General features: G+C 67.0%; 18 protein-coding genes. 10 read left to right on the top strand and 8 right to left on the bottom strand.

Going from position 1 to position 17,662, the window contains the following annotated elements:
- Nucleotides 1-116: 116 nt before the first annotated feature.
- Nucleotides 117-947, top strand: a complete 831-nt coding sequence (locus ACQR10_RS15405; protein WP_316182876.1) for a hypothetical protein — start codon at nucleotides 117-119, stop codon at nucleotides 945-947.
- A gap of 24 nt (nucleotides 948-971) precedes the next feature.
- Nucleotides 972-1,802, top strand: a complete 831-nt coding sequence (locus tag ACQR10_RS15410) for a type 1 glutamine amidotransferase (protein WP_316182807.1) — start codon at nucleotides 972-974, stop codon at nucleotides 1,800-1,802.
- A gap of 5 nt (nucleotides 1,803-1,807) precedes the next feature.
- On the opposite strand, the gene ACQR10_RS15415 is transcribed toward ACQR10_RS15410, so the two are convergent.
- Both ACQR10_RS15415 and ACQR10_RS15420 read right to left on the bottom strand, forming a co-directional pair.
- Nucleotides 1,808-2,518, bottom strand: a complete 711-nt coding sequence (locus tag ACQR10_RS15415; RefSeq protein WP_316182808.1) for an LrgB family protein — start codon at nucleotides 2,516-2,518, stop codon at nucleotides 1,808-1,810.
- Nucleotides 2,493-2,912 carry a CidA/LrgA family protein gene (locus tag ACQR10_RS15420; RefSeq protein WP_316216708.1) on the bottom strand — a complete coding sequence of 140 codons (420 nt, stop codon included), beginning with the start codon at nucleotides 2,910-2,912 and terminating at the stop codon, nucleotides 2,493-2,495. The genes ACQR10_RS15415 and ACQR10_RS15420 overlap by 26 nt, the downstream gene beginning before the upstream one ends.
- A 110-nt stretch (nucleotides 2,913-3,022) precedes the next feature.
- On the opposite strand from ACQR10_RS15420, the gene ACQR10_RS15425 reads away from it, so the two are divergent.
- The 4 genes from ACQR10_RS15425 to ACQR10_RS15440 all read left to right on the top strand — a co-directional run bounded on the left by ACQR10_RS15425 (nucleotide 3,023) and on the right by ACQR10_RS15440 (nucleotide 7,976).
- Nucleotides 3,023-3,904 (top strand): LysR family transcriptional regulator, encoded by an 882-nt coding sequence (locus ACQR10_RS15425; protein WP_316216707.1) that lies wholly within the window; start codon nucleotides 3,023-3,025, stop codon nucleotides 3,902-3,904.
- A gap of 192 nt (nucleotides 3,905-4,096) precedes the next feature.
- Nucleotides 4,097-4,924 (top strand): class II glutamine amidotransferase, encoded by an 828-nt coding sequence (locus ACQR10_RS15430; protein ID WP_315805258.1) that lies wholly within the window; start codon nucleotides 4,097-4,099, stop codon nucleotides 4,922-4,924.
- A gap of 26 nt (nucleotides 4,925-4,950) precedes the next feature.
- Nucleotides 4,951-6,723: an N-acetylglutaminylglutamine amidotransferase gene (locus tag ACQR10_RS15435; protein WP_316216706.1), complete on the top strand. Its 1,773-nt coding sequence runs from the start codon at nucleotides 4,951-4,953 to the stop codon at nucleotides 6,721-6,723.
- A 20-nt stretch (nucleotides 6,724-6,743) separates the two neighbouring features.
- Nucleotides 6,744-7,976: a carboxylate-amine ligase gene (locus ACQR10_RS15440; RefSeq protein WP_316216705.1), complete on the top strand. Its 1,233-nt coding sequence runs from the start codon at nucleotides 6,744-6,746 to the stop codon at nucleotides 7,974-7,976.
- A 7-nt stretch (nucleotides 7,977-7,983) separates the two neighbouring features.
- On the opposite strand, the gene ACQR10_RS15445 is transcribed toward ACQR10_RS15440, so the two are convergent.
- The 3 genes from ACQR10_RS15445 to ACQR10_RS15455 all read right to left on the bottom strand — a co-directional run bounded on the left by ACQR10_RS15445 (nucleotide 7,984) and on the right by ACQR10_RS15455 (nucleotide 10,866).
- A complete protein-coding gene (locus ACQR10_RS15445; RefSeq protein WP_316216704.1) occupies nucleotides 7,984-9,189 on the bottom strand; it encodes an amidohydrolase family protein in 1,206 nt (401 codons plus the stop codon).
- Between the two features lie 109 nt (nucleotides 9,190-9,298).
- Nucleotides 9,299-9,931, bottom strand: coding sequence for an alpha/beta hydrolase (locus ACQR10_RS15450; RefSeq protein WP_434848552.1), 633 nt, complete (start codon nucleotides 9,929-9,931; stop codon nucleotides 9,299-9,301).
- On the bottom strand, nucleotides 9,928-10,866 hold the full coding sequence (locus tag ACQR10_RS15455; RefSeq protein ID WP_316216702.1) for a ring-cleaving dioxygenase: 939 nt from the start codon (nucleotides 10,864-10,866) through the stop codon (nucleotides 9,928-9,930). Before ACQR10_RS15455 ends, ACQR10_RS15450 begins: the two co-directional genes overlap by 4 nt.
- 138 nt (nucleotides 10,867-11,004) lie before the next feature.
- Here ACQR10_RS15455 and ACQR10_RS15460 point away from each other — a divergent pair, with 138 nt between their 5' ends.
- The 3 genes from ACQR10_RS15460 to puuE all read left to right on the top strand — a co-directional run bounded on the left by ACQR10_RS15460 (nucleotide 11,005) and on the right by puuE (nucleotide 13,779).
- Nucleotides 11,005-11,910 (top strand): LysR family transcriptional regulator, encoded by a 906-nt coding sequence (locus ACQR10_RS15460; RefSeq protein WP_316216701.1) that lies wholly within the window; start codon nucleotides 11,005-11,007, stop codon nucleotides 11,908-11,910.
- Between the two features lie 82 nt (nucleotides 11,911-11,992).
- Entirely contained in the window at nucleotides 11,993-12,349 is a 357-nt protein-coding gene (gene uraH, locus ACQR10_RS15465) for a hydroxyisourate hydrolase (RefSeq protein WP_315805251.1), read from the top strand.
- Between the two features lie 5 nt (nucleotides 12,350-12,354).
- Nucleotides 12,355-13,779, top strand: coding sequence for an allantoinase PuuE (puuE, locus tag ACQR10_RS15470; RefSeq protein ID WP_316216700.1), 1,425 nt, complete (start codon nucleotides 12,355-12,357; stop codon nucleotides 13,777-13,779).
- Between the two features lie 218 nt (nucleotides 13,780-13,997).
- Here the strand turns inward: puuE and ACQR10_RS15475 are convergent, their stop codons facing one another.
- Nucleotides 13,998-15,362 carry an amidase gene (locus tag ACQR10_RS15475; protein ID WP_315805249.1) on the bottom strand — a complete coding sequence of 455 codons (1,365 nt, stop codon included), beginning with the start codon at nucleotides 15,360-15,362 and terminating at the stop codon, nucleotides 13,998-14,000.
- Between the two features lie 80 nt (nucleotides 15,363-15,442).
- Here ACQR10_RS15475 and uraH (ACQR10_RS15480) point away from each other — a divergent pair, with 80 nt between their 5' ends.
- Complete coding sequence (uraH, locus tag ACQR10_RS15480; RefSeq protein ID WP_316216699.1) at nucleotides 15,443-15,784, top strand: hydroxyisourate hydrolase; 342 nt, start codon at nucleotides 15,443-15,445, stop codon at nucleotides 15,782-15,784.
- Nucleotides 15,785-15,976: 192 nt separating this feature from the next.
- Here the strand turns inward: uraH (ACQR10_RS15480) and ACQR10_RS15485 are convergent, their stop codons facing one another.
- Together ACQR10_RS15485 and ACQR10_RS15490 are read right to left on the bottom strand one after the other, a co-directional pair.
- Complete coding sequence (locus tag ACQR10_RS15485; protein WP_316216698.1) at nucleotides 15,977-16,792, bottom strand: ABC transporter permease; 816 nt, start codon at nucleotides 16,790-16,792, stop codon at nucleotides 15,977-15,979.
- On the bottom strand, nucleotides 16,789-17,658 hold the full coding sequence (locus ACQR10_RS15490; RefSeq protein WP_316216697.1) for an ABC transporter permease: 870 nt from the start codon (nucleotides 17,656-17,658) through the stop codon (nucleotides 16,789-16,791). Before ACQR10_RS15490 ends, ACQR10_RS15485 begins: the two co-directional genes overlap by 4 nt.
- Between the last annotated feature and the right edge of the window lie 4 nt (nucleotides 17,659-17,662).

Here is a 17,662-nt window from a genome sequence, read left to right on the forward strand (position 1 = left end):
GGTGCCCTGCATGCTCCGTCCGTCGCCCCTTGCTTGTCCGCAGCCCGATGCCGTGATTGAAACGGACGGTGCGCGCCAGGCTCGCTGGGCTCGCCTCGCAGGAGGACGGATCGATCATGTTCGTGGCGCGTGTCGTGCCGATCGCCGTCGCCTTTTTCTGCGCGACCGCCGCCCTCGCGGCCGACAAGCCCGGCGAGACCAAAGGCACGGTGCTGGAGCCGTCGCCCGCCAATCTGGCGCTGACGTGGAGCGGGGCCAACCTGGTGTTGCCGGCGACGCTCGCCGGCGGACGGCGCTGGGAGGGCCGTGCGGAGGACGCGCCCGACGTGATCGGGATCGCGCCGCTCGCGATCGTGATGCACGGGTCAAGCGGCGTGGCGCCGGCCGTGAAGGAGTTCCAGGCCTGGCTCGCCGACGAGCTCGGCGTGGCGTCGGTGGCGCCCGACAGCCTCGCGATTCCCGACCGGCTGACCTACACCTCGCCGGTCGACGTCGCGACCTATGAGCGTGTCCACGCCCTGCGGCTGGCCGAGCTCGAGAACGCGCTGAAGGCGTCGCGCGACTGGAGCTGGGTCGACCGGCTGCGGATCGTGCTGGCGGGCACCAGCGAGGGTGCGGTGGCGGTCGGCCGCTACGCCGGCAAGGACGTGGCGGCGCGGCTGATCTATTCGTGGTCGTGCGAGGACAACTACTTCGTCAGCGCGCCCCGGCTCGGCATCGGTCCGAACGAGCCGGTGCTGAACGCGATTTCCGCGCGCGATCCGTATTTCACGGCCGCCAATCCCTGGAACAAGGACCGCGCCGTCACCGGCTCCTGCGCCGCCGCGCTCAAGGACGATGCCAAGGCGGAGGTGATGGTGATCGATGCCGACGTCCATACGATCCTGAACCGGCCGGAGGTGCACGAGCGGAGCGCGCGATTCCTGCGCGGCGTGTTGGAGCCATGATGGGCCGGGCGGAGGATTGACGACGTGCTGAGACTGCTCGTGCTCGAAGGCAATTCGCTGGACGGAAGGCGCCGCTGGGCCGAGATCGCAGGTGCCACGCCGTCGGAGAGCTACGCCGACGTGCTGCGCGCGCTCGCGCCAGAGGCGGCGATCGACATCGCCACGCCCGCCGATGCCGATGCGCGCCTGCCGCAGCCGATCGAGGCCTATCAGGGCATCGTCATCACGGGATCGGCGCTCAACATCTATCAGCGCGAGCCGGAATCGCTGCGCCAGATCGAGCTGGTGCGCACGGTCTTCGCGCGGGGCGTGCCGATGTTCGGCTCATGCTGGGGACTTCAGCTCGCCAGCGTTGCGGCCGGCGGCGAGGTGTCGCTCAATCCGGCCGGCCGCGAGGTCGGCTTCGCGCGCAAGATCGCGCTGACGGAGGCGGGCCGCGATCATCCGATGCATGCGGCGCGGGGCGCCGTGTTCGATGCACCGGCGATCCACAGCGACATCGTCACCAGGCTGCCGCCGGATGCGACGGTCACCGCGCGCAATGCAATGAGCGAGGTGCAGGCCGCGGAGATCCGCAGCGGCCGCGGCCGGTTCTGGGGCGTGCAGTATCATCCCGAATTCAGCCTGCAGGACATCGCCTGGGTGATCCGCCGCATCGGCCGGCCGCTGGTCGAGGAGGGGTTCTTCGCCGATCCGGCGGAGCTCGAGCGCTACGCCGCCGATCTCGCGACCCTGCATCATGACCGCGCCCGGCGCGACATTCTGTGGCGGCTCGGGCTCGATCAGGACGTCGCGAATGACCGGGTGCGGCAGGCCGAGATCAGCAACTGGATCGTCTCGCTCGGGCGGGGCTGAGCGCTCTACCGCATGAACTGAATGATGAGCGGCGCCAGCGTCACGTTCATCAGCCCGACCAGCACCATCACGAGGCCGGCGACCGCGCCTTCCTCGCGGCCGATCTGGTGGGCGCGTGCGGTGCCCGCGCCATGCGCGCCGACCCCGAACAGGGCGCCCTTGGCCAGCGTCGAGCGCAGCGGCAGCCGTGCGAGCACGACGTCGCCGACGGCCGCGCCGATGATGCCGGTGAGCACGACGAACACGGCGGTGAGATCGGGGATGCCGCCGATCTCGCCGGAGACTTCCATCGCGAACGGCGTGCTGATCGAGCGCGGCAGCAGGCTGAGGCGCAACTCGCCGTCGATGCCGAGCACATAGGCCAGCGCCCAGCTGGTCGCCACCGCGGTGAGGCTGCCCGCGACCATGCCGGCCAGCAGCAGCGGCCAGCGGCGGCGGATCAGAGCCCGCTGCTCGTAGATCGGCACGGCGAAGGCGACGGTGGCCGGCCCGAGCAGCGCCACCAGCCAATGCGTGCCGCGGATGTAATCGCGGTAGGAGACGTTGAGCGCGAGCGCCGCGATCATCAGCAGGGCCGGCGCCACCGCGAGCGGCATCAGCCACCAGCGCGGCCAGCGCCGGTGCACGCGCTTGGCGAGCAGATAGAGCAGGATCGTCGCGAGCGACCAGACCGCCGCCTGGATCAGCGGCTCACGCCACAGCGCGGCGAGGGTCATGACGCTCGGTCCAACGGTAGCAGAGGTCGATTGTGAGCGCGGTCACGCACATCACGGCGGTGGTGCTGACGACGATCAAGGCAAAGATCTTCAGGCCGAGCAGGCCGAACAGCTCACGATGGTCGAGCAGCGCCAGCACCGCCGGCACGAAGAACAGCAGCATCTCCGCCAGCATCCAGTTCGCGCCGCGCTTGATGCTCGCGACCTTCAGTCCGCCGGCCAGGATCAGGGCGAGCGCCAGCGCCATGCCGATGATGCCGCCGGGCAATGGCAGGCCGGTCGTCCGGGCCAGCGCCTCGCCGACGACCCAGAACAGGCCGAGCAGACCGATCTGCATCAGCCGGTTGCGGCGGAGCAAGCGATGAACCCCAATGGAAATGTTGCGATGCATCATGCGGCGGCGTCCGAAAAGTGACTGCGCTTTCAATGTATGTCGCACCGCAGCATGGAGAAAGCGAATTGAATGAATGATATTAAGTCCAGAATGGAATATTATGCTTGATTATGGAACTTCGTACCCTCAGGACCTTCGTCGAGGTCGTCCGGCAGGGCGGCTTCTCCCAGGCTGCCAAGGTGGTGTTTGCGACCCAGTCGACCGTGAGCAAGGCCGTCAAGCAGCTCGAGGACGAGCTGGGATTGCCGCTCTTGGACCGGCTCGGCCACAAGAGCCGCATGACAGCGGCTGGCGAGATCGTCTATCGCCGTGCGATCCGGCTGCTGGCGGAGCGCGATGATCTGCAAGCGGAGCTCGCCGAGCTGCGCGGCTTGAAGCGCGGCGTGCTGCGCCTCGGCCTGCCGCCGATCGGATCGAGCACGCTGTTCGCGCCGTTGTTCGCGCTCTACCGCCAGCTCTATCCGGAGATCGAGATCCGGCTGGTGGAGCACGGCAGCGACCGGCTCAGCGAATTGCTGGCCGCAGGCGATATCGATTTTGCCGGCCTGCTGCCGCCTATCGCCGACGAGTTTGCCGCGCAGGTCGTGCGCCGCGAGCCGCTGATGGCGCTCGTCTCGGTCGATCATCCGCTGGCCCGCCGCGAGACGATCACGCTCGCGGAGCTGCGCGAGACGCCGTTCGTGCTGTTCGAGGCGGGCTTCGCGCTCAACCGAATCCTTCGCGAGGCGTGCCGCCGCAATGGCTTCGAACCGGTCGTGGCGGCGCGCAGCACGCAGATCGATTTCATTGCGGAGCTCGCCGGCGCCGGTCTCGGGGTCGCCTTCCTGCCCCGCATGATCGCGACCCAGCGCACGCAGGTGCCGATCAGTCTCGTCCTGCTCGACGAGCCCGGCACCGAATGGACGCTGGCGATGGCCTGGCGCCGCGGCGCCTATCTGTCGCCTGCGGCTGCGGCGTGGTTGAGGCTGGTACGCGAGCGCGGCGAGGCTTGAGCAATCACTGCGACGATGTCGCTTCAACGGTGAGAGACGTGTGGCAAGGGATCCCAGTCCTACGGCCTGACTCACAGCGCGCGACTCGCAGTGCGGAACCAGCTCTGCTCCGAAGGCGTTTCCGCATGATCCGAAAAGAACGTGACACGTTTTTGCGTGCCTCGAGCTCATTCATTGAACCGGAGGGCAAGGATGTGCCGTTGGATCGCCTATCGCGGAGAAACGACCGCCTTCGAGCATTATGTGACCGAGCCGGAACATTCCCTGGTGACGCAGAGCATCCGCGCGCTGGAATCGACCGCGGGCACCAATGGTGACGGCTTCGGTCTCGGTTGGTACGGCGATCATCCAGAGCCGGGGCTTTATCGCGAGACGCGGCCGGCCTGGTCGGATGAGAATCTCCGCTATCTCAGCCGGCATCTGCGCTCGCATCTGTTCTTCGCTCATGTCCGCGCCGCGACCGGCACGGCGGTCACTCGCCAGAACTGCCATCCCTTCGCCTGCGGCCGCTGGCTGTTCATGCACAACGGCTTCGTCGGCAGCTGGAACAGGCTGCGGCGCAAGGTCGAGGCTCTGATCCCGGACGCGCTGTATCCGTCACGGCTCGGCACGACCGACTCCGAAGCCGTGTTCCTCGCCATTGTCGGTGCCGGCATTGATCCGGACCCGATCGGCGCGACGCGCAAGGTGCTGCGATCACTCTGTGAGCTCGTCAATGAGGATGGTCTGCGTGAGCATCTGCGCTTCACCTCGGCGCTGTCCAACGGCCACGATCTCTATGCGTTTCGCTTCGCCGAGAATGACCGCGCCAATTCGCTGTATTTCCGCGAAGACGGCAATCAGGTGATCGCGGTCTCCGAGCCGTATGACAAGGAGCCTGACTGGATCGAGGTGCCGCCGGACCACGTGCTGGTCGCGCGCGCGGCAAAGCCCGCCGAAATTGTTCCGCTATTCGCCGCAGGGACTGCTGATTTTGCCGCGGAACGCAAGCGATCACAACGGGTTGTCGGAGGTACTTAGAACAGCAGGAACTGAAAGATCCCGCGATGTGCGGCATTTGTGGCGAAATCAGCTTTTCCGGAAGGCCCTCATTGTCCACGCTCGGCCGCATCAACGATGCGATGCAGGCGCGTGGTCCTGATGCGGCCGGCCTCTACGTGCAGGGCGGGCTTGCGCTCGGCCATCGCCGCCTGAGCATTCTCGATCTCTCGGCTGCGGCACAGCAGCCGATGATCGACGCGGCGCTAGGTCTCGGCCTGGCATTCAACGGCTGCATCTACAATTTCCGTGAACTTCGCGACGAGCTGAAGGCGAAGGGCTATCGCTTCTTTTCCGACGGCGACACCGAGGTCATCCTTAAGGCCTACCATGCCTGGGGCAAATCCTGCGTGCAGCGCTTCAAGGGGATGTTCGCCTTTGCGCTGTGGGAACGCGACAGCGGGCGCGTTCTGCTGGCGCGCGACCGTCTCGGCATCAAGCCGCTCTACTACACCGATGGTCCTCACGGCTTTCGCTTTGCGTCGTCATTGCCGGCGCTGCTGGCGGGCGGCGAGGTCGATACGGCGCTCGATCCGATCGCCTTGCATCACTTCTTCAGCTTCCACGCCGCCGTTCCGGCGCCGCGCACGATATTGCGCGGCGTGAAGAAGCTCGAGCCTGCCACTCTGCTCACGATCGAGCCCGACGGCACGCAGCATCGCGAGCGCTACTGGCATTTCTCGGTCGGCGAGCAGCGTCCGACCGATCGCGCCATGAGCCAGCAGGAGTGGTCGGAGGCGCTGCTCGAGGCGATGACGACAGCGGTCGACCGCCGGCGCGTGGCCGACGTGCCGGTGGGCGTGCTGCTGTCCGGCGGCCTCGATTCGTCGCTGCTGGTCGCGCTGCTGTCGAAGCTCGGACACGAGGACATCCGCACCTTTTCGATCGGGTTCGATGCGGTGGGCGCGCATTCCGGCGACGAGTTTCGTTACTCGGATATCATCGCGCGGACGTTCGGGACCAATCACGAGCAGATCAGGATCGGCGGCGACCGGGCGCTGCAGGCGCTGCCCGGCGCCATTGCTGCCATGTCGGAGCCGATGGTCAGCCATGACGCCGTCGCGTTCTATCTGCTGTCATCTGAGGTCGCCAAGCGCGTCAAGGTGGTGCAGAGCGGACAGGGAGCCGATGAAGTATTCGGCGGCTACAGCTGGTATCCGGGCTTCCTCTCGGCTAATGATCCCGTTCAGCAATACCAGAACGCCTATTTCGACTGGACGCATTCCGACCTGCAGCGGCTGCTGGCACCGGAGATGCTTGGCGACGACGTCAGCCTAGCCTTCGTGGAGCGCTTCTTCGCCGACCACGCGGGCGCCTCCGCGATCGACAAGGTTCTGCAGATCGACACCGAGATCATGCTGGTCGACGACCCCGTGAAGCGGGTGGACAACATGACGATGGCGTTCGGGCTGGAAGCGCGGGTACCGTTCCTGGATCACGAGGTCGTCGAGCTGGCCGCGCGCATGCCCGCCGAGCTGAAGGTGAAGAACGGCGGCAAGCACATTCTCAAGGAGGCGGCGCGCCGCTGCGTGCCGGCGGAGGTGATCGACCGCCCCAAGGGATACTTTCCGGTGCCTTCGCTGCGCTATCTGCACGGCCCGTTTCTCGACTACGTCCGCCACCTGCTCAATGACGAGAAGGCGCGTGCACGCGGTCTCTACCGACGCGATTTCATCGACCACATGTTGCAGCACCCCGAGGCCGAGATGAGCCCCAAGGGACATTCGCGGCTGTGGCAGGCGGCCCTGCTGGAGGCATGGCTGCAGACTCACGGCATTTGACGTCTGACAGGATTGATCACATGGGATTGGATCCACGCATCCTGGAGAAGCTGCGGCTCGGCCTGAGCGATGACGAGCGGCGTCTGGTGATCCGCTCGGCCACCGGCAGCGAGGAGGTCACGGAATATTCGTTCGGCATCGAGGAGGAATACTTTCTCGTCGACGCGCAGACGCGCGATGTCGCGATCCGGACGCCGGACGACCTGTTCGAGGCCGCCAACTGGTCGACCGGCGGACAGGCGATGCGCGAGATGCTGCAGGCCCAGCTCGAGGTCGCCACCAACGTCCATGTCGATGTCGGCGATGCGCGCGAGGAGCTGAAATTCCTGCGGCGCGAGGTCGCCAGCGTGGCGAGCCAGTACGGCCTGACCATCCTGGCCTGCTCCACGCATCCGACCGCGACGTGGCGCAGCTCACTGCCGAGTCCCAAGCCGCGCTACGCGGAGATGATGGAAGACCTGCGGATCGTCGGCCAGCGCAACATGCTCTGCGGCATGCATGTGCATGTGCAGTTGCCGGACCCGGACCTGCGCTTCGCGGTGATGCGGGCGATGCTCCCCTACATCCCGGTGTTCATCGCGCTCTCGGCGTCCTCGCCGTTCTGGAATTCGCGCGAGACGGGCTTGAAGGGCTATCGGCTCGCCGCCTACGACGAGCTGCCGCGCAGCGGTCTGCCCGAGCTGTTCACATCGAAGCAGCAATATGATCGCTATGTGGCGGCGCTGACGAAGTCCGGCGTGATGCCGGACGAGAGCCATGTCTGGTGGGCGATGCGCCCGTCGCTGCGGCATCCGACGCTGGAGCTGCGTGCCCCTGACGTCTGCACCTCGGTCGATGACGCCGTCGCGATTGCGTCGCTCTATCGCGCCTTGGCGCGCCATCTGTACCTGAACCCCGATCTTGCGGAGGCCGTCGGCAATGTCGAGCGCGCGATCGCGGTCGAGAACAAGTGGCGGGCGCAGCGCTATGGCACCGACTGTCTGTTCGTGACCGAGGACGGTCCGGTGACGGGCCAGGAGATCCTGAACCGCATGATCGCGGACGTCGCGCCGCATGCGGAGGCGCTGGGATGTCTCGCCGAGGTCGAGCACTGCCGCATCATCATGCAGTTCGGCAGCTCGGCCGACTATCAGCTGCAGGCCTATCGCGAGTCCGGAGGGCAGTTGTCGGCGGTGACGCGCTGGATCGAGGCCGCCACCGTGTCGCGCGCCGAGCCACCGCGCCGGCAGGCACCGGTCGAGCCAGCCCAATGACGCCGGCCTAGATCGGTTGCCTGATCACACGGCCGTCGCGCGCCACGAGGCGGCCGTCCTTGTAGACCGAGCGGCCCTTTGGCACGGCGACGACGGCCTGCGGAACGTGCTCGGCATCGAGGGTGACAAAGTCGGCCCGCGCGCCAGCGCGCAGGCCGTAATCGGCAAGCCTCAAGACCTTGGCGCCGGCCTCGGTGACGAGGTCGAAGGCCATCCGCAACTCGTCATCGACATAGAACCCGGAGCGGTAGCCGACCATCATGGCGCGGTTCAACAGATCGCCGTCGCCATAGGGCCACCAGGAGTCGCGGATGTTGTCGTTGCCGCTGAACACGGTGACGCCGGCCGCGCGCAGCAGCGCCACCGGCGGGAAGGGCCGCGCACCCGGTGCATTGGTCATGATGGCAACGCCAGACGCCGCCAGGACATCGGCAATCTTCTTCAGCGGGTCAGCAGGCAGGTCGCCGAGCGCATAGGCGTGGCTGACCGCGACGTGGCCCTTCATGCCGAGGGCGCGCGTGCGCGCCGCGATCTGCTCCAGCTCGAACAGCCCGAGCATGCCCGGATCGTGCAGATGAATATCGACGTCGACGCCGTGCTTGTGCGCTGTGCCGAACACGACGTCGAGATGCTTTTCGACGTCGCGGTCGAAGCTCGCGGGGTCGAGCCCGCCGACGAGGTCGGCGCCGAGCCGGATGGCCTCGTCGAGCAGCTCGGGCGTGCCCGGGCTCTTGAGGATGCCGCTCTGGGGAAAGGCGACGAGCTGGATCTCGATCAGCTCGCGATACTCCTCGCGCACGCGCAGGATCGTTTCCAGCGATGTCAGGCCGACCGAGCCGTCGACCATGACGTGGCTGCGCATCCGCGTGGTGCCGTGGCCGATGCAGAGATCGAGCTGGTTGCGGGCGCGCACGTCCATCGGCGCGGCCGCGGCCATGTTCTGGGCCTGGAACGTGACGCGCTCATGCACGTCGAAGCCGTTGGTGCAGGGCTTGTGCGGCTTCCAGGCATCGCCGTAGAAGCTGGTGTCGAGATGGATGTGGCCCTCGACGAAGCCGGGCACGACCAGCGCGCCGCCGAGATCGATCACCTCGCGCGCCTCGGGGCGCTCGGTCTCGGCGAGAAGGCCGCTGATGCGGCCGCCGTCGACCGTGATCGCATGGCGCGCGCCGCGGTCGAGCCGCGCATTGATGAACAGCTTGTCGACGGCCATGCCCGAGATCCTTCCCATCCGTCCGTCCGGCATCGGAGCCGCACGACTGCGGTCCGATGCATGATGAGGCGACATTCTTGGTCAGGAGCGGCCGGAGCCGCAAGCATCTTCAGGCGGCAATCGCCTGCGGCAGTCCGGCGATCCAGTCGCGCGCCAGCGCGATGTCCGCCTGCGACAGCTGGTGCCCCGCCGGCAGCGTCGTGTGGGTCACGTCAGCGCCGGCCTCGGTGAGCTCGGTGCACAGCTTCGCCGAATTGCTGGCGGGCACGATCGGATCGGCCAGCCCCGACAGCATCAGCACCGGCTGACGCGTCAGCTTGACCACCGGCGGCTGGCTCAGTGGCACCATGGCTCGGAACAGCACCGCGCCCGCCAGCGTCTCAGGCTGCAACAGCAGCAGCGCTGCGGCGATGTTGGCGCCGTTGGAGTAGCCGACCGCGACCGGCGCTCCGATCCCGTAGTGCCGACGCGCCTCGCCAACGAACGCGCCGAGCTCCCGCGCGCGGCGGCGGACGTCGTCCTCGTCGAACACACCTTCCGCCAGGCGGCGGAAGAAGCGCGGCATGCCGTGCTCGAGCACCTGCCCGCGTGGCGAGAGGAGAGCCGCGCCGGGCGAGAGCGTGGCGCCGAGCGGCAAGAGATCGTTCTCGTCGCCGCCGGTGCCGTGCAGGAGCAGCAGCGGCGCTGCGCCGGCCGCGCTTGCGGGCTGGAAGCGGTGGGTGAAGGACAATGTGGCGGTCATGATGCGGCCTCCTCGAGGTTGGGCAGCACGCCCTCGATCTGCTTGCGATGCGATTCGAGGAAAGCGGGCAGCTTCAGGTTTTGTCCGAGCCCGGCGACCGGCTCGTCGACCGCGAAGCCCGGGATGTCGGTCGCGATCTCGAACAGCACGCCGCCCGGCTCGCGGAAGTAGATCGAGCGGAAGTAGTTGCGGTCCTTCTGCTCGGTCGGTTGCAGGCCGTGGCGATCGACCAGCCGCTGCGCCATCACGCCCTGTTCGGCGTCGTCGGCGGCGCGGAAGGCGATGTGGTGGACGGAGCCCGCGCCCTGCGCGCCGCGCAGGAAGCCCTTGGCCTCGTAGATGTCGACCACGCTGCCTTGCGCATCGCCCGGCGCCTTGAACCGGATCACCGAGCCTTCGCGGCCCGTCTCGGCAAAGCCGAACACGTCGGTGAGCACGGCTGCGGTCTTCTCGGCGGAGTCGAGCAGCAGCGTGACGCCGTGGAAGCCGCGGATGGCGTGCTCGGCCGGGATGTCGCCGTTGCTGTATCCGGGCTCGTTCTCCGCGCCGGGGATGCCGACCAGCGCGAGCGCCATGCCGTCGGGATCGGTGAACGGCAGCACCGACTCGCCGAAGCGCTTCTCCAGCGCCTCATAGGCGATGCCCTTCTCGGTCAGGCGCTGCGTCCAGTAGCCGAGCGAGCGCTGCGGCACGCGGAACGCGGTCTGGTGGGTCTCGCCGACGCCGCGACGGCCCGGCCGCACGCCGGCCCAGGGGAAGAAGGTCAGGATGGTGCCGGGGCGGCCGGTCTCGTCGCCGTAATAGAAGTGATAGGTGCCGGGATCGTCGAAATTGACCGTCTTCTTGACGAAGCGCAGCCCGAGGTCGCGGGTGTAGAAGCCGAAATTGCGGATCGGGTCGCCGGCGATGGCGGTGACGTGGTGAAGTCCGGGCATGTGGATCTCCTGTCGGTAGGCCCAAAAGGGCCGCTTGAATTCCTGGACGCCATATTGGTCTGCTTTGATTTGGAGACAATCCGTGCTCTTGTGACGTCTCTGTCTACGATTTGGCGACAATGACGGCCCGGAGACCCTATGGACAAGCTGAGCAGCCTGCGGGCCTTCGTGAAGGTGGTCGAGAGCGGCAGCTTCGCCGAAGCCGGCCGGCAGCTTCGGCTGTCGCGCTCGGCAATCTCGAAATATATCGGCGAGCTCGAGCAGAGCCTCGGTGCGCAGTTGATCGTCCGCACCACCCGCCATGCCAGCCCGACCGAGACCGGACAGCTCTATTTCGAGCGCGCAGTCTCGATCCTCGCCGAGCTCGACGCCGTCGATCAGGCCGTCAGCCAGTCGCAGGCCGCGCCGCGTGGGCTGTTGCGCGTCAATGCGCCGATGTCGTTCGGCACCATGCGGCTCGGGCCGGTCGTGGCCGATTTCATGGCCCGCTATCCCGAGCTGCAGTTGCAGATCGTGCTCAGCGACGACCTGCTCGATCCGGTGCAGGACGGCTTCGACGTGACGTTGCGTATCGCCGAGCTGGAATCGTCGAGCCTGGTGGCGCGGCGGATCATGCCGGTCGAGCGCGTCATCTGCGCCGCGCCGGCCTATCTGGCGCGGCACGGCACGCCAGAGAGCCCGGAGGAGCTCCGCCGCCACACCGCGCTGACCTACGGCTTCCTGCTGACCGGCAATCAGTGGAAGCTCACCGGCAGTGACGGCGACCACTGGATCCAGCCGGCATGGTCGTTGTGCGTCAACAATGCCGAGGTGCTGCGCGATGTCGCCATCAAGGGGCAGGGCGTTGCGCTGATCCCGCGCTTCATCGCGGCGGACGCGCTCGAGAGCGGGGCGCTGACCGCGATCCTCGCCGACTACGCCGCGCCGCCGCTCGCGCTCTATGCGATCTATCCGCCGACGCGGCACCTCTCGGTCAAGGTGCGGCTGTTCATCGACTTCCTGGTCGAGCGCTTCGGCAGGGAGCGCGACGTGACCAGCCCATAGGCTGCAACTGAACGGCAAATCGCCTCGAACCTTTAACCGGGCGCTGATAGTGTTCCGAGCCGGCAGCAGAGAGGAATGATGCATGGGGCGGCTGAGCACGCATATTCTGGATACGGTCAGGGGCAAGCCCGCGGCCGGCGTCGCGATCGATCTCGATGTCCTCGAACCCGACGGCTCCTGGCGCCGCGTCAAGCAGGTGCGGAGCAATGCCGACGGACGCACCGATCAGCCGATGCTGGCGGACGATGACTTCGCCACCGGCACCTACATGCTGACCTTCCATATGGGAGCTTATTTCAAGACCCATGGCCTCGCCTTGGGCGACCCGCTGTTTCTCGACCTGATCCCGCTCCGCTTCTCCGTCGCCGATGCCGGCGCGCACTACCATGTGCCGCTGCTGGCGACGCCCTGGAGCTACCAGACCTATCGCGGGAGCTGAGACATATGAGTGCCGAATATCCGCGCGACATGGTCGGCTACGGCCGCACGCCGCCGCATCCGCGCTGGCCCGGCGATGCCCGCATCGCGGTGCAGTTCGTGATCAACTACGAGGAGGGTGGCGAGAACAACATCCTCCACGGTGACGCTGCCTCCGAAGCCTTCCTGTCCGAGATCGTGGGCGCCCAGCCGTGGCCGGGCCAGCGCCACATGAACATGGAGTCGATCTACGAGTTCGGCTCGCGCGCCGGCTTCTGGCGGCTGTGGCGGATGTTCACCGCCCGCAAGCTGCCGGTCACGGTGTTCGCCATCGCCACCGCGATGGCCCGCAATCCAGATGCCGTGGCGGCGATGAAGGAGGCCGGCTGGGAGATCGCCTCCCACGGCCTGAAATGGATCGACTACCGCGATGTCCCCGAGGCCGACGAGCGCGCCGATATCGAGCAGGCGATCCGCCTCCATGCCGAGCTGACGGGCGAGCGGCCGCTCGGCTTCTACCAGGGCCGCACGTCGGAGCGCACGCTCGACATCGTCCTCAACCAGCAGGGCTTCGTCTACAGCGCCGATTCCTATGCCGACGAATTGCCGTACTGGATCGCGGGGCCGCACGGCCCGCAACTGATCGTGCCCTATACGCTCGATGCCAACGACATGCGCTTCGCCACCCCGCAGGGCTTCAACTCCGGCGACCAGTTCTTCGCCTATCTGAAGGACAGCTTTGAGACGCTCTACGCAGAGGGCGCGGAGAGCCCGCGCATGATGTCGGTCGGACTGCACTGCCGGCTGGTCGGCCGCCCCGGGCGCGCGGCCGCGCTGGCGCGCTTCCTCGACTACATCACGGGTCATGACAAGGTCTGGGTCGCGACCCGGCTGGACATCGCCCGGCACTGGATCCGGACGCATCCGCCGGCTGGCGTATGGCGGCCGTCGCAGATGTCGCGCGTGCTGTTCGTCGAGCGCTATGGCGACATCTTCGAGCACTCCCCGGAGATTGCCGACCGCGCCTATCGTGCCGGCCTGTCCGCCTTCGACGACGCCGCGGATGCGCTGCATACGACGCTCATGAACGTCGTCCGCGCCATGAGCCGCGACGAGAAGCTGAAGCTGATCCGCGCCCATCCGGAGCTCGCCGGCCGCGAGGCGCTGGCGGGTGAGATGACGAACGACTCGATCGGCGAGCAGGGTCGGCTCGGCTTCACCGCGCTCTCGCGCGCCGAGTTCGAGCGCGTCGCCGACATCAACCGCCGCTACCGCGACAAGTTCGGCATGCCGCTGATCGTCGCTCTGGCGCTGCACGCCGACCGTCCCTCGGTCATCGCCGAGATGGAACGCCGCATCGGCAACGATATGGATACCGAGATCGCCAACGCGATCGACCAGATCGGCCACATCACGCGGGCGAGATTGGCGAAGAAGTTCGAGCAGGGGTGAGCAGGCGGGCTGGTGTCGTCGCCTGTTAGTTGGTTCGGTGCGCGCGCCTCGCAGCCGGTGGGCTCCCTCTCCCCGTTCTTACGGGGAGAGGGTTGGGGTGAGGGGCAGCCGCACGAGTGGTGTTCGTTGTTGGACCTGTACCCCCTCACCCGGATTGCATCTGGCGATGCAATCCGACCTCTCCCCGCAAGCGGGGCGAGGTTAAGACCGCCGTGAGCTCATTCAAACGAACCAAGCAACACTCTCTCCGCCCGCGCCGCCACGTCCAGCAGCATCCGATCGCGCCCGCGTGCGGCGATCAGTTGCAGGCCGAAGGGCAGGCCCTGCGAATTGGTCCCGCACGGAATCGAGATCGCCGGCACGCCGGCGTGGTTGGCGTAAGGCGTGAACACCGCGTGCGCCCGCGGCATGGCGGGTTTGCCACCAATCTCCGCTGGGCCGAGCTGCGTGAACGGCCAGGCGACGCAGGGCACGGTCGGCGCGAGCAGCACGTCGACCTCGGTGAAGAACGCCGCAAACGCGCGCGCGATCTGCGTGCTCGCTTCCATCGCGCGCGCCACGTCTGCGCCGCTCAGGCCGAGGCCGCGCTCGATCTGTTTGGCGATGTCCGGGTCGAACTGCGTGGGATCGCTGCGAAAGCCTTCGCCGTAGAGTGCGGCCAGCCCGGCGTGCTGCAGCGGCATCACCGCATCTTCGGCAAGCCCTGCCGGCCAGATCGGATTCTTGTCCTCGATTGTCATGCCACTGGCGCGGAGCCGGGCGACGGCCTGCTGCAAGCCGGCACTCACCTCGTGATCGACGGCGACATCCAGGCCGAGCCGCGGCGAGAATGTCACGCGAAGCGGCTTCTCCTGATCGGCCGCGGCCACATCGAACGCATCGGGATCGCGCGGATCGGCACCGGCCATGACCTCGAACGCAAGCCTGGCATCGGCGACATCGGCGGCGATCGGCGCGATCACCGAGATGCGCCAGAACGGCTCGGCAAAGCCAGGCCCATAGGGGATCGCGCCGTAGGACGGCTTGAATCCGACCACGCCGACATGGGCCGGCGGCCGGCGGCTCGAGCCGCCGGCATCGGTGCCGATCGCGAGCGGCACGAGCCCGGCCGCCACCGCCGCAGCCGGCCCGCCGGACGAGCCGCCGGGCGTGAGCTGCTGATCCAGCGGATGGCGGGTCGGCCCGTACAGGAGCGAGGTCGTCACGCCCTTGCAAGCGAATTCGGAGGTCGCGCCGATGCCGACAATGACGGCGCCAGCGCGCCGCACCCGCGCGATGGCGATCGCATCCTCTGGCGCAATGAAATCGGTGAACAGCCGCGAGCCCTGCGTGATGCGCCAACCCTCGACCCAGATGTTGTCCTTGACCACGATCGGCACGCCAGCCAGCGGGAGCTGCTCTCCGACTGCAACACGCGCGTCGACGGCATCGGCCTCAGCGTACGTACGTTCGGGATCGATCGTGACGACGGCGTTGAGGTCGCGCGCCGCGGCAATGCGCGCAAGCGCCTGCTCGGCCGTCTCTCTGGCCGACGCCTGCCGTTCCAGGACAGCGCTTGCGATCTGGGATGCCGTCACGGACATGATGTCTCAGTCCATTGCGTGGCTGGCGCGACGACCGATTTCGCGTCTATCATCGCAGCAAAGACAGGATGAGGTGGGTGATGGCCGGCGGGATCTCGGTTCATGCGGTTGACGTGGCGAACGGGCGCCCCGCGCGTGGCCTGCGTGTCGCGATCTGGCGCGTCACGCCGGATCGCACCTTGCTCGCGGAGGGCCAGCTCGGTGCCGACGGCACGCTGCAGGCGCCTGTCGTCAAGGGCGACGGCGTCACCGCCGGCGAGTATGAGGTGCTGTTCCATGTCGGCGAGTTCTTCGGGGCAAACGCTCAAACGAAATTCCTGACCACAGTGCCGTTTCGCTTCGCGATCGACAAGGTCGAGGAGCATTTTCACCTGCCGCTGAAATTCACGCCCTGGGGCTATTCGATCTTTCGCGGGGCCTGAGGTACAGCTCGCGCCGTCGTACGCTGATGGTTGGACGATCCTGCCTGCCAAGGAAATACTCGTCATGCCCGGGCTTGTCCCGGGCATCCACGTCCATCCACGATCGCCGGTCGACGTGGATGGCCGGGACGAGCCCGGCCATGACGACGCGGAGAGAGACGGGCACGAACGAGCACCGACATGCGAGCAACCTTAGCCCGTCAGCCGCTTCGACAAGCCCGTGGTGCGCTCCATGATCGCCATCAGCGCGATCGTGGCGATGATCAGCACGCTCGACAGTGCAGCGATGGTGACGTCGAGCTTGCCTTCGAGGTCCTGCCACATCCGGATCGGCAGCATGTCGGTGGCGGCATCGCGCAGGAACAGCGACACCGGCACGTTGTCGAACGACGACATGAAGGCGATGAACGCGCCGGAGATGATGCCGGGGCGGATCAGCGGCAGCACGATGCGGCGGAACGTGTAGAGCCTGCTGGCACCGAGGATCGCCGAGCTTTCCAGCAAGGTCGGCTCGAGCTGGGCCAGGGCGGCGACGGTGTTGCGGACGACGTAGGGCACGCACACGATGGTGTGGCCGATGACGAGTGTCAGCAGCGACACCGGCAGGCCGACCAGCGAGAAGAACATCAGCGCCGCAAGCCCGAAGGCGAGCGCGGGCAGCACCAGCGGCGACATGAACAAGGAGTCCAGGAGCTTTGCGGTCAGCGTCTTGGAGCGCGAGATCGCCAGCGCCGCGGCGACCCCGAGCACGATCGAGAGCCCCGTCGACCACAGCGCGACGACGACGCTGTTGCGCGCGGCGAATTGCAGTTGCCAGGCGTTCCACAATTCGACGTACCAGCGCGTCGAATAACCGGGCGGCGGGAATTTCAGCGAGAAGCCGGACGTGAAGGAGACGATGACCACGACCAGCGACGGCGAGACGATCAGGATCAGCGCCATGATGGCGATGACCGTCATCACGATCTGGAAGCTCAGCGCTTCCCAGTTTTTTCGCCGCCTGCTCATCGCGCCTCTCCATAGCCGCGGGCACGCCGCCCGAGCATCGAGAACAGCGCGACGATGGCGAGCACCGCGAACAGGAAGATGATCGAGATCGCCGCCGCGAACGGCCAGTTCTGCAGGGTCGAAGCCTGCTGGTACAGATACATCGGCATGAACAGCATCTGGCCGCCGCCAACCAGCGACTGGGTGATGAAGGCGGTGATCGCCGCAGCATAGGTCAATGTGCAGCCGGCGATGATGCCGGGCATCGACAGCGGCAGCATCACCTTGAAGAAGGTGCGCCAGCTGCCGGCGCCGAGCGAGGCCGAGGCGTCGGAGAGGTTGGGATCGATGCGGCCGATCGCCGTGATCAGGGGCAGCACCATCAGCGGCATCTGCACCTGCGCAAGCGCGGCGATGAGCCCGCCTTGCGTGTAGATCATGCGCAGCGGCGTGCCGATCAACCCGAGTGATTGCAGAACGGAGTTGATGATGCCCTGCCGTCCCAGAATGACGATCCAGGCGAAGGTCCTGACCACGACGCTGGTGAGCAGCGGCAGCAGCACGATCATGATGATCAAGGTCTGCAGCCGGCTGCCGGAGCGCTGGTACAGCCAGGCGATGGGATAGCCGAGCACGAGGCAGGCGAGCGTCACCTCGGCGCCGAGCAGCAAGGTCGAGCCGAGCACGGCGAGGCTGAAGGGGTCGGTCAGGAACTTGATGTACTGGCCGAGCCCCCACACCGTCGCCGCGGTGTCGTTGTGCAGCGAGAGAAAAAGAAGTTGCGCCAGCGGCAGTACGAAGAAGATGGCGAATGCCAGGCTCAGGGGCAGCGCAAGCCCCAGGCTGAAGCTGGTCACGTCTCCAGGCGCTGCCGTCGCGCTCTTCATCGCG

The organism is Bradyrhizobium sp. HKCCYLRH2060, assembly GCF_051168135.1.
Lineage (GTDB): Bacteria > Pseudomonadota > Alphaproteobacteria > Rhizobiales > Xanthobacteraceae > Bradyrhizobium.

Excerpts from the sequence above, each read along its gene's own strand:
- ACQR10_RS15405 (WP_316182876.1), top strand. The coding sequence starts at position 117 with ATGTTCGTGGCGCGTGTCGTGCCGATCGCCGTCGCCTTTTTCTGCGCG.
- ACQR10_RS15415 (WP_316182808.1), bottom strand. The coding sequence starts at position 2,518 with ATGACCCTCGCCGCGCTGTGGCGTGAGCCGCTGATCCAGGCGGCGGTC.
- ACQR10_RS15420 (WP_316216708.1), bottom strand. The coding sequence starts at position 2,912 with ATGATGCATCGCAACATTTCCATTGGGGTTCATCGCTTGCTCCGCCGC.
- ACQR10_RS15425 (WP_316216707.1), top strand. The coding sequence starts at position 3,023 with ATGGAACTTCGTACCCTCAGGACCTTCGTCGAGGTCGTCCGGCAGGGC.
- ACQR10_RS15430 (WP_315805258.1), top strand. The coding sequence starts at position 4,097 with ATGTGCCGTTGGATCGCCTATCGCGGAGAAACGACCGCCTTCGAGCAT.
- ACQR10_RS15435 (WP_316216706.1), top strand. The coding sequence starts at position 4,951 with ATGTGCGGCATTTGTGGCGAAATCAGCTTTTCCGGAAGGCCCTCATTG.
- ACQR10_RS15440 (WP_316216705.1), top strand. The coding sequence starts at position 6,744 with ATGGGATTGGATCCACGCATCCTGGAGAAGCTGCGGCTCGGCCTGAGC.
- ACQR10_RS15445 (WP_316216704.1), bottom strand. The coding sequence starts at position 9,189 with ATGGCCGTCGACAAGCTGTTCATCAATGCGCGGCTCGACCGCGGCGCG.
- ACQR10_RS15450 (WP_434848552.1), bottom strand. The coding sequence starts at position 9,931 with ATGACCGCCACATTGTCCTTCACCCACCGCTTCCAGCCCGCAAGCGCG.
- ACQR10_RS15455 (WP_316216702.1), bottom strand. The coding sequence starts at position 10,866 with ATGCCCGGACTTCACCACGTCACCGCCATCGCCGGCGACCCGATCCGC.
- ACQR10_RS15460 (WP_316216701.1), top strand. The coding sequence starts at position 11,005 with ATGGACAAGCTGAGCAGCCTGCGGGCCTTCGTGAAGGTGGTCGAGAGC.
- uraH (WP_315805251.1), top strand. The coding sequence starts at position 11,993 with ATGGGGCGGCTGAGCACGCATATTCTGGATACGGTCAGGGGCAAGCCC.
- puuE (WP_316216700.1), top strand. The coding sequence starts at position 12,355 with ATGAGTGCCGAATATCCGCGCGACATGGTCGGCTACGGCCGCACGCCG.
- ACQR10_RS15475 (WP_315805249.1), bottom strand. The coding sequence starts at position 15,362 with ATGTCCGTGACGGCATCCCAGATCGCAAGCGCTGTCCTGGAACGGCAG.
- uraH (WP_316216699.1), top strand. The coding sequence starts at position 15,443 with ATGGCCGGCGGGATCTCGGTTCATGCGGTTGACGTGGCGAACGGGCGC.
- ACQR10_RS15485 (WP_316216698.1), bottom strand. The coding sequence starts at position 16,792 with ATGAGCAGGCGGCGAAAAAACTGGGAAGCGCTGAGCTTCCAGATCGTG.
- ACQR10_RS15490 (WP_316216697.1), bottom strand. The coding sequence starts at position 17,658 with ATGAAGAGCGCGACGGCAGCGCCTGGAGACGTGACCAGCTTCAGCCTG.